Genomic DNA, 12,670 nt, shown 5'->3' on the forward strand with positions numbered 1-12,670 from the left:
TTTATTTTATAATGACCTATAGAAAAGACGAAGCCACATTCTATCAATCTTGATAATCTCCTCCGGTAATACCAAAGTATTCTTCTAATGATTTACCTGAATCAGCAATCTCCTTGGCTTCCCGTCCAATATAACGCAGATGCCAGCTTTCTGCCATATAGCCTGTTGAAGTTTCCTTACCTTTTAAGAAGCGCACAATGAATCCATAATTGGAGGCATTATCCAAAAGCCACTGACTGGCACCGGGTTCTTCCAGCAGATTTCCTTCTGTATCAATCAGGTCAAAGGCTAAACCAGACTGGTGTTCACTGTATCCAGGTCTGGCTGAATAACGATCGGCAGCATCCTTTCCATCTCGATTGACATAATTTTGGTAAAGTTCTAGCTGAGTATCATAACTACGGAAGCCACTGTATTGGTCACTAACAGCATATCCAGCAGCTTGCATATCTGCAATCAACTTGAGTAAAGCTGCCTTGGCAGTAGGATTTTCTCCAGGATTGTAATGAGAAGAGAGGGGGTACTTTTTATTTACAATCAGGATTTCCTCATACTTTCCTTGTAGACTATAATAACTTCCGTTATAAGAAAGACTAGCATCCTTTTATTTTTCGATTGTTTTCTTGTCTTCTGCTTGATTTTCTATCTGTTGAGTGTTCGAAGTCGTTCCCGAGGTTTTGGAATTATCTTTCTTATCAGAAGAACAAGCAACTAATGTAAAAGCAGAGAGACAAAACAACAAACAAGCTGTTGTTTTTATTTTCATGGAAAAAACCTCCATTCACAAAGCATGAAAAACAAGAGAAATTCTTAACTACATTCTACAAAAAGACCACCAAAATTTCAATAAATTTTAGTAGTCTTCTGAAAATTTCTATTGCGTCAATTCATCTGGATAAGCTTCGACTCCGCCCTCCACATTGGTCACTTGATAACCTTGGCCTTCCAAAAATTCACACGCCCGTGCAGACCGACCTCCTTTTTGACAAATAACATGGTAGGAAATCTCTTTGTCCAAGCTAAGATAGTTTTCTGCCAAGCCACTAAGAGGCAAATTTCGAGCGCCAGCTATATGCCCATTTGCAAACTCATCTACTTCACGAACATCAATCAATTCAATCTTTTCAGTCTGTAAAAGACCTTGTAATTCTTTTGCACTAATCTTTTTCATCATGCTCCTCCTATTTATTTTCGTTGATAATCACAACCTTACCAAAACCTGTCTTCCCTTCAATATAAGCATGAGCTTCGGGCACTTCTTCCAAGGAAAAAACGCGCCTCGGGGAAACATCTACTTGGTATCGGTCAATATAGTCAAACAACTCATCCATCAATTCTTGGTTGACTTGAGCTGAGTGAAAGGTCGTCATAAAACTATTATTCTTTATTTCTTCAATTGGGTTAAAGCCTTCTAGCTCCCACTGTCCTCCTAAGAGACCAGTTACACAGATAATTCCGCCCGGAGCAATATGATCAAATGAATCCTTAATAGTCGATGGACCTACCAACTCTAGAATTTTATCGAACTGCTCTTCGGTCTCTAACCGACCATCCTGATCAATAACAATGTCATCATAAGCCTGGTGCTTAAGCAAAAATTGTTTAGAACCACTTCGAACCGAACCAAGGATATGAACGTCAGGAAACTGAGCCTTGACGAGGCGAGCAAAAGCTAGACCAACACCACTGGTTGCCGCCCGAACTAAAATCTTATCTTCGGGCTTAATATGCAAATTTTTTAAAGATCCAAGAGCTGTATAATAGGTCTCGGGAACTGCAGCTAACTCAGCCCAAGGCAGACTGGTTTCGATAGGATAAACTTGGTCATTTGGCAGGAGAACGTACTCAGCATATGAGCCATCGTAAGCTCGACCCATTTCTCCCATGATGGAAACTACTTTCTGACCAATCTCTAAATCTGTCCGAGTCGTCTCAGCTACCTGGCCAACACATTCAATGCCTAAAATTCTAGGGAAGCTAACACTAGGTGACAAGCCTTGCCGTGTAAAGATTTCTGAATGATTTATTCCAAATCCTCTAACCTTAACCAAAGTCCATCCTTCTCGTAATACAGGAATAGGTCTCTCTTCTAATAGAAGTTTTTCTGGTCCTCCCGGATCATAAATAACAATAGCCTTCATTTTTTTCATAGGATCACCTCCCTTTTTCTGGATAGTGTAACTAATCAAACTTAGACTTAACTTAACCGGCAATGCTTATGGTGGAAACCAGAAGCTATAAGAGACACTGGAAGGCATTTTATATTTGAATCCATCACCACTATACTAAGACTTCTTTTAAATTCCAGATAGTACTATGGTCTCGCTCATACTTCTTCTTTTTCAACTCGCTCCAAATTCAGCAGAATTTTTTCTAGACAACTTTCAAAATCTTTTGCTTCTTCTGGTAAAAAATCTTGATATATGATTTCTGTCATTTCCTTAGAAATTCGATCATAATCATCTTTCAGACTCTTAGCATGATCTGTCAAACAAATGACTTTCCTGCGCCTATCCTTTTCATGGGGACAGCGTTCAACCAGATTCATCTCCATCATCCGCTCCAACATCTTAGTTAGAGTGTTTAGTGTAAGCCCTGTCTTGTTTGCTAGTTGCGTTTGGCTCAGTCGATCTTGCTGCCACAAGGCATGAAAGATTCGTCTCTGTTCACCGTTAAAATCCTGAATCTCTTGGTCTAGTAATATCCGATTCATGAGTCGGTTGGATAATCTGTGGATCTTCCCGATATAAAAGTCACAGTTAAGCTTTTTAGTCATTTCGCTTCCTTTATAATATTAATATATATAAGTGTTTTCTAATTATATTAAATAGAATAATAGCTGTCAAAGATTTAGTTTCCACTGTAAAACACTTACAATCCTGTTAAGAAGCATTTCATTATGACAAAAAACTAGTTTGATCAGAAACTGGTTTATTACTACTTATTTTTTCTTTTAGCTTTTGGGGCGGGAAGCTCATCAAACATAGCTTTAAATAAGGTGGTTAGGTAGTCTTTGCTGTCCACATTGTCTACTAATAGCATTTCTTTAGCACCTGGGTAAGGAGACACCAGCACAGCTTCAGGTATATATTTCTGAGCCGATTTGACTGGTTTGACCAAGAGCCGATCATCATAGATACCACCAATTATTTTCTCCTTGTAATAAAGGATGTACTCCCCCATCATGGCCCGATAGCTGACCCCATCTAAATCAGATAACTGCTCCAAGATAAAAGTCAAATATTCCTTGCTCGACGCCATATTCTCAGCTCCTTTCTTGTTTCAACGAGTCCGAAATCCCAGCAAAATGCTTGGCTAAAGCTCCAGGACTTCATAAGAATATCCCAAATCTTGCAGGAACTTAAATAAATCTGTTGTCGAGATAAAGATAGTCTTTTCATTGGTATTGGGATGGAAAGTCATGATATCCTCTGATACAATGTCCTTATCAAAATAAACTTGAATGTCCTTCTCCTCATTGTTAAGCAGGCCAAAAGGCGATACCGTTCCTGGTGGCAACTGCATTTTTTCATAGAGGGAATCCGCTGAAGCCATACGAATTCGGTCGGCTGAAACTAGCTCTTTAAACAAGTCCATATCCAGACTTTTCTTGTCATCCATAATCAGAAGATAATATTGAGTTTTCTTCTTGTTGGTCAAAAACATGGACTTAGTCCGAACTCCTTCCATGCCTTCAATATAGCTATCTGCCTGCTCTGTCGTAAATGCAGGTGGGTGCTCTACCACATCAAAGGTAATCCCCAACTCTTGCAACTTATTAGCCACTTGTTGATAAGCATCCATAGTTTTTCTCCTTTATTGATGAATAATCTTTTGCACCAACGCTTGCAATTCTGGCACAACCTGCTCTGCAAACCAAGGATTTTTAGCCATCCAGATTTGGTTGCGAGGAGAAGGGTGAACTAGTGGAAAATACTCTGGCAAATAGTTCTTAAAATGACGAACCCGTTCAGTTACCTTGCCACTCACTTTCTCATGAAGATAGTAAGCCTGGGCATATTGTCCAATCAAAAGGGTCAACTCAATATCCGGACACTCTTTGAGGAGTTTAGGATGCCATTTTTCAGCAAAGCCTTTACGAGGTGGTAGGTCACCAGATTTCCCATGCCCTGGGAAATAAAAGTCCATGGGAATCACTGCAAACAAACCAGAATTGTAAAAGGTATCTTCGTCAACTCCTAACCACTCCCGCAGACGATCACCACTTTTATCCTTCCAGTAAATGCCAGCTGCTTCTGTCTTCATCCCAGGAGCTTGTCCGATGATATTGATACGGGCAGTCTTTGGTGCTGCAAAGAGCGGTTCGATTCCTTTATCCGTATATTCTTTATTTTGAGGATCTGCCATAATGGCTTGTTTAATAGTTTCAATCTTTGACATAAGAACTCCTTCTATGGAAAAACTCAGCCAGAAAAACTGGCCGAGTAGTGGATTATTTGATTAGTTCGTAGATAGCTTCCGCATAAATAGCCGCAGCACGGAAAAGGTCTTCTACATCTGTAAATTCGTTAGCTTGGTGCATAGTGTTGACATAGTCTGGGAACATAGCACCAAAGGCAACTCCACGTTTCAAGAGACGACCAAAGGTACCACCACCGATGACTTGCTCATGTCCTTTAAGACCTGTTTGTTTTTCGTAAACACTCAAAAGAGTTGCTACCAATTCATCATCTGCTGGAACATAATGTGGAGTGTGTCCGTGCTCAGACAAACTCACTGACACAACACCAGTGACTTTTTCAAGACCAGCTTGAATCGTCTTTGGATCAGTACCTTGAGGGTAACGGATGTTCAGAGCAATAGTATTGTCAGCCTTAGCACTGTCAAAATGGAAGACACCAGCATTCATGCTGAGAGCACCCATTTTAGCATCCGTATAAGCAATTCCTAACTTTTCACCAGTAAAGTCCTCGTGCAGAACTCGAGCTGCTACTTGCAGATAAGCCTTGGCATCACCACCAAAGTCAAATTGGTTCAACAAGAGAGCCAAGTAGGTCCCACCATTGATCCCGTCTTCAGGAGTTGATCCATGGGCAGATTTCCCAATGATCGTAATGGTATAGGTTTCTTCATCAACAGTTGAGATTTCGTACTGAAGCTGGTGTTCCTTGGCAAAGGCATCTAGGAGACCAGCAAGATCCGGTAATTGTCCAGATACAACTGCTGTTGCAGACTCTGGCACCATATTTTCACGGAGGCCACCTGTAAAGCTATGAAGTTTAGCATTCCCAGTGTTGTCATTTCCAAAATGGAGGTACTCAGTGATATTCCCTTTTTCTCCGTTAATAATTGGAAATTCCGCATCTGGTGAAAAACCAAAGTCTGGTTCAGGCAGACCAACATGCTTGAAATAATAGTCCATGTCTTGCCAACCGGATTCCTCATCAGTCCCCACCACAAAGCGAACGCGCTTAGATACAGGCAATCCTAAATCTTTGATAATTTTCAAACCATAGTAACAAGCCATAGTTGGCCCTTTATCATCTGATGAACCACGCGCATAAAGTTTACCATCAATGATTTCAGGTTTGTAAGGATCTGTATTCCAGCCACTTCCAGCAGGGACCACATCCATGTGAGCAAAGATTCCCAGTTCTTCTTCACCCTCACCAAAAGTAAAGTGACCAGCGTAATTGTCTACATTCTTGGTTTCATAGCCATCGCGCTCAGCGATTTCTAAAAACTTATGTAGGGCTTGAACAGGTCCAGGTCCAAAAGGATGCTCCTTGTCCGCCTTGGAGTCATCCCGCTCTGAGTTAATTTCCAAAAGGCTGAACAGATCGGCCAAGAGAGCTTCTCTGCGTTTTTCAACTTCTGCTTTAAAATCAATTGTCATTATATTACCCCAATCTCTAATTCGATTTAAATCAATACAGCTGTATCAACGTTTTTCAATGATTTCGTCAACTGGCAAACGATAGCTAGGCTCTAATTTGTCATCAGTATAACCAACCGTAATCAAGAGTTCCGGACGGAAACGCTCATCAATCTCCAAGACTTCATTAATCTTAGATTTATCAAAACCTAAAATAATGTTGGATCCTATGCCCTGGTCAGTCAAAGCCAGAACGAGATTCATAGCTACTAAACCAGCATTGAGGGCCAAGTAATCACTCTTTTGTTGGTCGCTATAGCGAGCAAACTCAGCTGGTAGATTTTGCATGTAGAATTGAAGTTGCTCGTCAGAGAAATTCTTAACTCCAGCCACACGCGCAATCTTACGAGACCGCTTGGTCAAATCTGTATCCGTAAAGAGGGCTATGGTTACTGGTGCTTCTTTAACCTGATCTTGGTTAGAGCCGAAAGCAATTTCTGCTAAGTCTTGATTGCGCTCTCGTACTACTACAAATTTCCATGGCTGGCTATTGTGGGCACTAGGTGCCAAAGTCGCAATTTCAATCGCTGTACGGACATCCTTTGGATCCACCGGCTTATCATTGAAATGCTTGGTTGCGTGACGCTTTTTATTGAGTTCTAGAAATTTCATAGGTCTCTTCCTTTTCTTAATATACTAGCTTCATTTTATCATATTTTGTAAGAGTTTGCAGAGGTTTTTCATTCTCTATAAGATAGGACTATCAGCTCTTGCCACTTGCTAAGGTTATTCTGTAGCAGAAGTTTCGCTTTCTCCATTCTGGCTACTTGAATCTCTTAAGCCCTTTATCAAATCACTATAACTAGAGCTTCTTTCTTGCTCAAAGGCCTTGTTTAGATTTTGATCAATCTTAGGTATCTCTACTTTTGGTTCAGGCTTGCGAAGGGTTAATTCAATGGCCCCTAGAAAAAGAACAATAAAAAGCACCAAGAATGTCAAACCTGTCTCCTTTTTAGGAAGACGACTTTCCTTGGTCGGAAGACCTTTCCAACGAGGATACTGCTTCAAAAATCCATTGATCTTCAAGCCAGTGATATAGAGTGTCAAAAAGCCATACACGGTAATAAAGAGGAGCGAAAAACTATGAACCGAAACCCGACTAAACTGAATCCTCATTTTAAAGGCTTTATAGCCTGCTCCAGTCATATAAACTTCTATGACAAACGCCATAATTATCAGGATAAAGAAAATCAGAAACTGCAGTTTCCACAATTTTCTCAGTCCTAAATAAACTTCCTTGTCTGCTTTTTCTTTCGCAAGCGCCTCGTTCTTTTTTCTTGCTTGAGTTTTTATTTTATGAATTAGTTGAGATTTACTCTTATTAGAACCCGATGGCTTTTGTTCCTTTTTTAGATGACTAGCAAAATATGTCTCTGCTACCTTTATCACTTTTTTGAGATTTTCCTCAGTTAACTCATAGGGATAACCAAATAAATCCCAATAATCTTTCAAGTCTGCTTTATTTGGCCTAGTCACGTGAAGATAAAAGTGCCTGCCGATCAAAGTAATAGAGAAGATTGCCGAATAAAAGTTGAATTTTGCAAAAAAATCAACCTCATAAAGACTACCATCCTCCATCATCTTGGTCGTTTCAAAAAAAGAAACGTCCTTTGTGAAGCTTGTGCTGATAATCCTCTGTACTTGTAAAACCTTTGCCCCTACAGTATCAGGCTTAAGAGGAGCAGACAAAACAAGCTCAGAGACAGACATTGAGTCAGTTACATTATCTCCACCTTCCAACTCAGCTTCTATAAATTCCTTAAATTGACTCAAGAAAGAAGCCATATTTGAGGAGGTTAAATCAATCGGCTGATGAATCTGAAAACCTTGACTTTCTATGCCGGCCTTGATAGGAAAAATGTCTTTCACGATAAAGTGTTGTTCTGCTAGCTCAAGAGTAAAAGAAGCCTGATAGTGAGGCAAGAGATTTGTAATAAGAGCTTTATAATCCCCATCCTTTTGGTCCGATTTTTCCCAGCAGTTTGTTCTCGTTTTCCCCTCAAAGACATTAGCAATCATTCTTTCAATGCCTTTAGACTTCAGATGGACATTTTTAGGACTCAGAGGCTCAGAAAAAATCAATTCTGGTTGATCTAGATAGAGCTTAATTCTTTCCAGTCCTTCCTTTAGACTTTCGCGATCATACTTATACTGAATCGCGTATTTTTCCTCTCCCCACTTTAGTATCAGATCACTACCATCAACTAAAATATCTAATCTATCCCGATAGTCCTCAAGCTTTATCTCAAATAAAAATATTGGACAATAGGGTCCCAGAATATTCTCTTTAATGTCTAGTATTTTGAATTTGTCTATATAAATACTCTGAAGTTCTTCTCGAATATCTTGTTCCAAATGATCTCTATGTTTATCAAAATTTAAGGTCATCTCTCTTTAACTTTCATTTTTTTATTTTCTGAAGGAAATCTTTGACCTCCTCCACATAATCATGTTGCTGAATCAAGGAAGTTAAAAGTTCCTTATTATGTCCTGGATAGTTATCTTCACGTCGTAGTTCTTCATACATTTCAATAAAGGGAAGTCCTTTTTCTTTGGCCAATTCTAACTCCGCTTCATAGTCATAAGCTACTTTCCTGAACTGAAGATTCACCATTTCTCCATCTTCAACCTCTATGATCGCATATTGAGCCCTATGATTTTTCAAAGCTTGCCAATCAAAATAGGGCATTCCAATCGTTCCTGGATTGATGATTTGTTGTCCTTGACTTCCATAACGAAGCAACTGCTTGTGAACATGACCGTAAACGGCTATATCCGTTTCCTCATCCAGCAAATGATCAAAATTTGAAGTCTCATTTGTCACCTGTAAAGCTCCACCGTAGTTTTTATCAGGTAAGTTATGACTAAGTGAAAAACGCAAACCATCCACTTCAATCTTGTCAAGAAGTGGCAAACTTCTCAACCAGTCGATATAGCGAGTATCAAGCCGTTCCATCAAATACTGAGTAAGGCGCAAAAGTTGTACTTCTTGAGGGTCTTCCAAGCCATAGACACCATCTGAAGCTTCTAAAACGCAATCATCCCAATTTCCACGGACTGCTACAGCGATTGGCAGTCCTTCCAAAAGGTCCATCAATCATTTCCACCAGGTCCAGGAAGAAAAAGATCACCCAGAAGCCAGTATTCGGTTGCCTCTAGCTCTTTGGCATCTGCTAAGACTGCTTTTAAGGCAGTCGTATTTCCGTGTATATCAGATAAAATGGCAATTCTTTGTTTCATGCTTGCTCCTTAAGTAAATGACTGTTTAGTTTGAATCTAGTATATCAAAAACTGACTGAAAACGTGAAAACCATCCTCTGGGTGGTTTATCTTCCAGAACTTATGGATCATTTTAGAAACGGTATAGTTTATGATTTTTTCTCCTCACCAACAATCATAAGTTCATCTACTTCTTATGTGTCACACGCTATCTCTTTTATAACTATTAATTTTAAGTACAAAAAAAGCAGGTGACAATCACCTACTTTGTTGAGATATTATTGTCCAGAAATAAGCGGAGCAAGAGATTTATAAGCACCTTCAATAGCCTGCTTCATAGCATCACGTCCTGTTTTCAACTGTTGAAGAAACAGGTTACGACTTTGTTCTGGAACTACTGTATCATCCGGACCAGCGGCTGAAAGTGTATTGTTAAATGTTTCTCTTGAAGTTTCCATAGACTCAATTGCTGGTTGGACTTGTTGATTATATGCTTCTTTTCCAGCTTCTGGAACTTTATTACCGATTTCGGTAATGTATTTCTTATAGTTGTCAATCAACTTACCAAAAAGAGCTTTCATATCGCCAATTGTTTTAGCATTGTCAATTTCTTCATCTGTCAAAAGAACAATTTCTGGAGTTTTTAGATCAGAACTAGCTGTTTTTGATGAAGTTTCAGAGCTACTTGATGAACTCTTTGAAGTAGAAGTTTTTTCTACAGAACTTGAAGCTTTATCAGAAGATTCTGAAGTTGATTTTCCAGAACATGCTGCTAAAGTTATAACCGATAAAAGCGCTACACTAGCTGTAACAATTTTTTTCATTAGTGTCTCCTATTAATAAAGAATAGGAATATTATATTATAAAATTATTTCAATGTCAAATTATTTCGATATCAAATATTCTAAGCCTTCTAATGCTTACTTCACATTGCTTGAATTTTTCTCACTATGTGACCGATTGTGATTTGAAAATTAAGTAAGTTCGATTATAAAATCGAACTTACTCTGTTGTAATACCTAGCTTTTCACTACTTGAACAATATCTTTAAAATCCTCTGAAAGAGCATCATATTGATTGTCTGCATATAGAAAATATCCTTCTATGCCTCTATGAATAATAGCGTTAACCGTCGGGTGAAATTCTTTATCAGTCGCATTAATGACAAACCGTGTCATTTCAAAGGCTACCTAGGGAGTATATTGAAGTTTCTCAATACCAATTCGAATCATCAAGGCTTGGACATTTTCTGGTGAAATAGAATCCTTTTGTGCCTTTCCGTTTAACATCCCAAAAATATAGGCTGCTGCTAACTGTCTGTCAAGATCCTCATCAAAATCAATCGTTGCTAAACTTAAAAATTTATTGACCATTTCAATAGTCTCGTTTGTAATGGTATCGTTCATAATAATTCCTTTCTAAATCAAAATCTAATTCTGTCAACTCTATATTATTTTCCATAAAACATAAAAAATAATTCTATTTTTGTATCGTGAGGTTAGATCACTCCTACCTTCATCTAAGATAAAAGAAAGAATGAAAAAGAAAAACTACTGTTTATAGTCTCTTCCATTCTAGCATTGATGTTGAATCAATGACTTGCTCACAGCCTGCGAATTCATCGATTTCTTCTTTTCTTATCAGCGTTCTGTCAATATCTGTACAAACACAAGAAAAATTCGTTATTCAGTATTCACCTATTAATATTAAAGAATAATATTTAAATCTTTTCCTTGTACCCCATCTATAAGCACAGGGTCCAGTGCAGGATTTAATTTCTTCAATTTAAATTTTTGAATTTTAGTTAACTCCGGGTTAAAGGTAATATTTCCTATTTGAAATTCTTTATTCAAAATCCTTCTCAATACAGATTTCAAAAATATTTCCCAGTCTTTTGTTAAACGATTTAAAATAATACTGTCACCTTCTGACAAGTATCTATAGCCATCCGCTCTATAAAAAGCTAGTAATGCAGTTGAAAGTGTACAATGAGGGTTACTCAATATTTCTGTAGGTACTTCAAAACCATTATCCCAATTGTAATTATCAAGTAATACAAACAATTCATCCTCATTTGAAATTGTTCTAATGATTTCAAATGTCTCGTTCTTATTTTCAGAGTTCAATATGTAAGAAATTGTTTTTAATCGCTCTATCTCCATTAAATTATACCTCAATTAAGTTTTTCGTAGAATCGTTCCCATAATTCTTGTGTTGCACCTTGATTAGAATATAAAGGTAAACCTTTACTTTGAATAGTTTTCAATTTATTTTGAAGATTAAGTACTTCATTTTGAAGTTTTTCCGGCGGTAAATCTAAGTCTATATTATCAAGTTTTGATTTGACAAAATCGCTATATGCAGAGTAATAACCTCTATGTCTTGACATTGGGCTAATTTGATCATCTAGAACTCGTAAAAAAATTCCATTAGAAGCCTCATCTAAATCCATTCCCATTTTTTAAATCACCAGACGTTTCGACATTTCAGCCGGAATAACGTGTTGAGCTTGATAACCAGTCCATTTTTCAGAACGATTACCCCCCCATTTCTTCAAGATCGACTGGGACGTCATCTACAGTCACAAAAGCAAATCAATTCTTATTCCCAAGGGAATCAAGCGTGTTGTGAATATTTTGACGGCCAGTTTCAATGGCATCGCTAAAGTTGCGGACCTTATTTGAAAGCGCCTCTGTGCTAGCTGAGATGGCTTGATTCTTCACATTTGAGACACGCTTCTTGAAGTATTCAAAACGTTCTCCCACTTGGACCTTGACATCACCTGCCTTGGTCTTAATATCCGTCCAGGCTGTGTTGGCTCGCTCTTTGATGTTGGCCTTGAAGCTGGTCGCTTCACCACTGTGAATATCGACATCCGCCACTTGACTTGCTCGGTAGGCCTTGTATTTACTACCAAGGTAACCAATGGTACGACTAGGTGGTTAATTAGAGGAATAAGTCAAGTATAACAAAAACTTTTGAGAATATAAAAAATGTGACAACACTAGGCTATCACATTTTTATAACGAACTAGCCTTATGGCCAATTGAAATTTTTTAATTCCCAATTTGTAAAATTAAGCTAGACAGAAAAAGCCATTTATGTTAGTTCCTTTCAGATAAACACCACATTTGTCTGAAAGGAACTAACATAAATGACCTATACTCATCTTACTACAAACGAGCTTGTAATGATAGAGGCTTACTATCAAGAAAACATAAAAGTTTCAGATATTGTGACTTCACTTGGCAGATCAAAACAGACAATCTACAATGTCATCAACTATCTGAAAGAGGGGCACTCTACTTATGATTACTATAACCGATATAAAATCAATAAGAAACGCTGTGGCAGGAATAAAACCAGTCTTACGCAATCAGAAAAAGAATTTATCCAATATTTTCGAGCGTCCAAGCTATGTATTTTTTATTGCTGTTATAGGGATTTTTTATCATAGTCCTAGAATTTCTGAAATTTCCAAACAAAATATTTGAAAAGTTTTGAAAAAAGAGTTAAGATACCTTTGTAATATACAAAGTAAACGCTTACTTATCA

General features: G+C 38.1%; 15 protein-coding genes and 3 pseudogenes. 1 reads left to right on the forward strand and 17 read right to left on the reverse strand.

Annotated features, from left to right (window positions below):
• Nucleotides 1-43: 43 nt before the first annotated feature.
• From ldcB to O3640_RS04830, 17 genes and pseudogenes are all read right to left on the reverse strand, one after another.
• Nucleotides 44-589, reverse strand: a pseudogene (gene ldcB / locus O3640_RS04750) (LD-carboxypeptidase LdcB/DacB); the annotation flags it as partial.
• Nucleotides 590-604: 15 nt separating this feature from the next.
• A complete protein-coding gene (locus O3640_RS04755) occupies nt 605-766 on the reverse strand; it encodes a hypothetical protein (RefSeq protein WP_227221574.1) in 162 nt (53 codons plus the stop codon).
• Nucleotides 767-874: 108 nt separating this feature from the next.
• Nucleotides 875-1,189: a rhodanese-like domain-containing protein gene (locus tag O3640_RS04760; RefSeq protein WP_082245457.1), complete on the reverse strand. Its 315-nt coding sequence runs from the start codon at nt 1,187-1,189 to the stop codon at nt 875-877.
• Nucleotides 1,182-2,150, reverse strand: a complete 969-nt coding sequence (locus O3640_RS04765) for a zinc-binding alcohol dehydrogenase family protein (protein ID WP_061601851.1) — start codon at nt 2,148-2,150, stop codon at nt 1,182-1,184. The genes O3640_RS04760 and O3640_RS04765 overlap by 8 nt, the downstream gene beginning before the upstream one ends.
• A 176-nt stretch (nt 2,151-2,326) precedes the next feature.
• A complete protein-coding gene (locus O3640_RS04770; protein ID WP_061600760.1) occupies nt 2,327-2,776 on the reverse strand; it encodes a MarR family transcriptional regulator in 450 nt (149 codons plus the stop codon).
• A gap of 161 nt (nt 2,777-2,937) precedes the next feature.
• The gene (locus tag O3640_RS04775; RefSeq protein ID WP_061600761.1) at nt 2,938-3,261 is read right to left on the reverse strand and encodes a TfoX/Sxy family protein; all 324 of its coding nucleotides are present in this window, start codon (nt 3,259-3,261) and stop codon (nt 2,938-2,940) included.
• A 54-nt stretch (nt 3,262-3,315) separates the two neighbouring features.
• Entirely contained in the window at nt 3,316-3,804 is a 489-nt protein-coding gene (locus tag O3640_RS04780; RefSeq protein ID WP_125366987.1) for a prolyl-tRNA synthetase associated domain-containing protein, read from the reverse strand.
• A gap of 12 nt (nt 3,805-3,816) precedes the next feature.
• Complete coding sequence (locus tag O3640_RS04785; protein WP_125366986.1) at nt 3,817-4,401, reverse strand: uracil-DNA glycosylase family protein; 585 nt, start codon at nt 4,399-4,401, stop codon at nt 3,817-3,819.
• Nucleotides 4,402-4,453: 52 nt separating this feature from the next.
• Nucleotides 4,454-5,857 carry a dipeptidase PepV gene (gene pepV / locus O3640_RS04790; protein ID WP_061583490.1) on the reverse strand — a complete coding sequence of 468 codons (1,404 nt, stop codon included), beginning with the start codon at nt 5,855-5,857 and terminating at the stop codon, nt 4,454-4,456.
• Between the two features lie 45 nt (nt 5,858-5,902).
• A complete protein-coding gene (locus tag O3640_RS04795) occupies nt 5,903-6,508 on the reverse strand; it encodes a nitroreductase family protein (RefSeq protein ID WP_012000291.1) in 606 nt (201 codons plus the stop codon).
• Nucleotides 6,509-6,622: 114 nt separating this feature from the next.
• Entirely contained in the window at nt 6,623-8,284 is a 1,662-nt protein-coding gene (locus O3640_RS04800) for a hypothetical protein (protein WP_125366985.1), read from the reverse strand.
• Nucleotides 8,285-8,297: 13 nt separating this feature from the next.
• Nucleotides 8,298-9,136 (reverse strand): annotated as a pseudogene (locus O3640_RS04805) (metallophosphoesterase).
• A 257-nt stretch (nt 9,137-9,393) separates the two neighbouring features.
• Nucleotides 9,394-9,939: a hypothetical protein gene (locus O3640_RS04810; protein ID WP_008808949.1), complete on the reverse strand. Its 546-nt coding sequence runs from the start codon at nt 9,937-9,939 to the stop codon at nt 9,394-9,396.
• Between the two features lie 195 nt (nt 9,940-10,134).
• A pseudogene (imm48, locus tag O3640_RS04815) lies at nt 10,135-10,521 on the reverse strand (Imm48 family immunity protein).
• Nucleotides 10,522-10,821: 300 nt separating this feature from the next.
• On the reverse strand, nt 10,822-11,277 hold the full coding sequence (locus tag O3640_RS04820) for a DUF4274 domain-containing protein (RefSeq protein WP_008808951.1): 456 nt from the start codon (nt 11,275-11,277) through the stop codon (nt 10,822-10,824).
• A gap of 11 nt (nt 11,278-11,288) precedes the next feature.
• Nucleotides 11,289-11,573, reverse strand: a complete 285-nt coding sequence (locus O3640_RS04825; protein WP_197711949.1) for an AHH domain-containing protein — start codon at nt 11,571-11,573, stop codon at nt 11,289-11,291.
• Between the two features lie 136 nt (nt 11,574-11,709).
• Nucleotides 11,710-11,997: a hypothetical protein gene (locus O3640_RS04830; RefSeq protein ID WP_008808953.1), complete on the reverse strand. Its 288-nt coding sequence runs from the start codon at nt 11,995-11,997 to the stop codon at nt 11,710-11,712.
• A 426-nt stretch (nt 11,998-12,423) separates the two neighbouring features.
• Between O3640_RS04830 and O3640_RS04835 the strand changes: the two genes are divergently transcribed.
• On the forward strand, nt 12,424-12,609 hold the full coding sequence (locus tag O3640_RS04835) for a hypothetical protein (RefSeq protein WP_061600770.1): 186 nt from the start codon (nt 12,424-12,426) through the stop codon (nt 12,607-12,609).
• Nucleotides 12,610-12,670 lie beyond the last annotated feature (61 nt).

Origin of the sequence: Streptococcus sp. 27098_8_75 (assembly GCF_041432475.1) — a bacterium.
Classification (GTDB): domain Bacteria; phylum Bacillota; class Bacilli; order Lactobacillales; family Streptococcaceae; genus Streptococcus; species Streptococcus gordonii.

What these genes read in the sequence shown, in the direction of transcription:
- O3640_RS04785 (WP_125366986.1), bottom strand. Translation starts at nt 4,401, where the DNA reads ATGTCAAAGATTGAAACTATTAAACAAGCCATTATGGCAGATCCTCAA.
- O3640_RS04780 (WP_125366987.1), bottom strand. Translation starts at nt 3,804, where the DNA reads ATGGATGCTTATCAACAAGTGGCTAATAAGTTGCAAGAGTTGGGGATT.
- O3640_RS04795 (WP_012000291.1), bottom strand. Translation starts at nt 6,508, where the DNA reads ATGAAATTTCTAGAACTCAATAAAAAGCGTCACGCAACCAAGCATTTC.
- O3640_RS04825 (WP_197711949.1), bottom strand. Translation starts at nt 11,573, where the DNA reads ATGGGAATGGATTTAGATGAGGCTTCTAATGGAATTTTTTTACGAGTT.
- O3640_RS04835 (WP_061600770.1), top strand. Translation starts at nt 12,424, where the DNA reads ATGATTACTATAACCGATATAAAATCAATAAGAAACGCTGTGGCAGGA.
- O3640_RS04800 (WP_125366985.1), bottom strand. Translation starts at nt 8,284, where the DNA reads ATGACCTTAAATTTTGATAAACATAGAGATCATTTGGAACAAGATATT.
- O3640_RS04765 (WP_061601851.1), bottom strand. Translation starts at nt 2,150, where the DNA reads ATGAAAAAAATGAAGGCTATTGTTATTTATGATCCGGGAGGACCAGAA.
- O3640_RS04775 (WP_061600761.1), bottom strand. Translation starts at nt 3,261, where the DNA reads ATGGCGTCGAGCAAGGAATATTTGACTTTTATCTTGGAGCAGTTATCT.
- O3640_RS04810 (WP_008808949.1), bottom strand. Translation starts at nt 9,939, where the DNA reads ATGAAAAAAATTGTTACAGCTAGTGTAGCGCTTTTATCGGTTATAACT.
- O3640_RS04755 (WP_227221574.1), bottom strand. Translation starts at nt 766, where the DNA reads ATGAAAATAAAAACAACAGCTTGTTTGTTGTTTTGTCTCTCTGCTTTT.
- pepV (WP_061583490.1), bottom strand. Translation starts at nt 5,857, where the DNA reads ATGACAATTGATTTTAAAGCAGAAGTTGAAAAACGCAGAGAAGCTCTC.
- O3640_RS04770 (WP_061600760.1), bottom strand. Translation starts at nt 2,776, where the DNA reads ATGACTAAAAAGCTTAACTGTGACTTTTATATCGGGAAGATCCACAGA.
- O3640_RS04820 (WP_008808951.1), bottom strand. Translation starts at nt 11,277, where the DNA reads ATGGAGATAGAGCGATTAAAAACAATTTCTTACATATTGAACTCTGAA.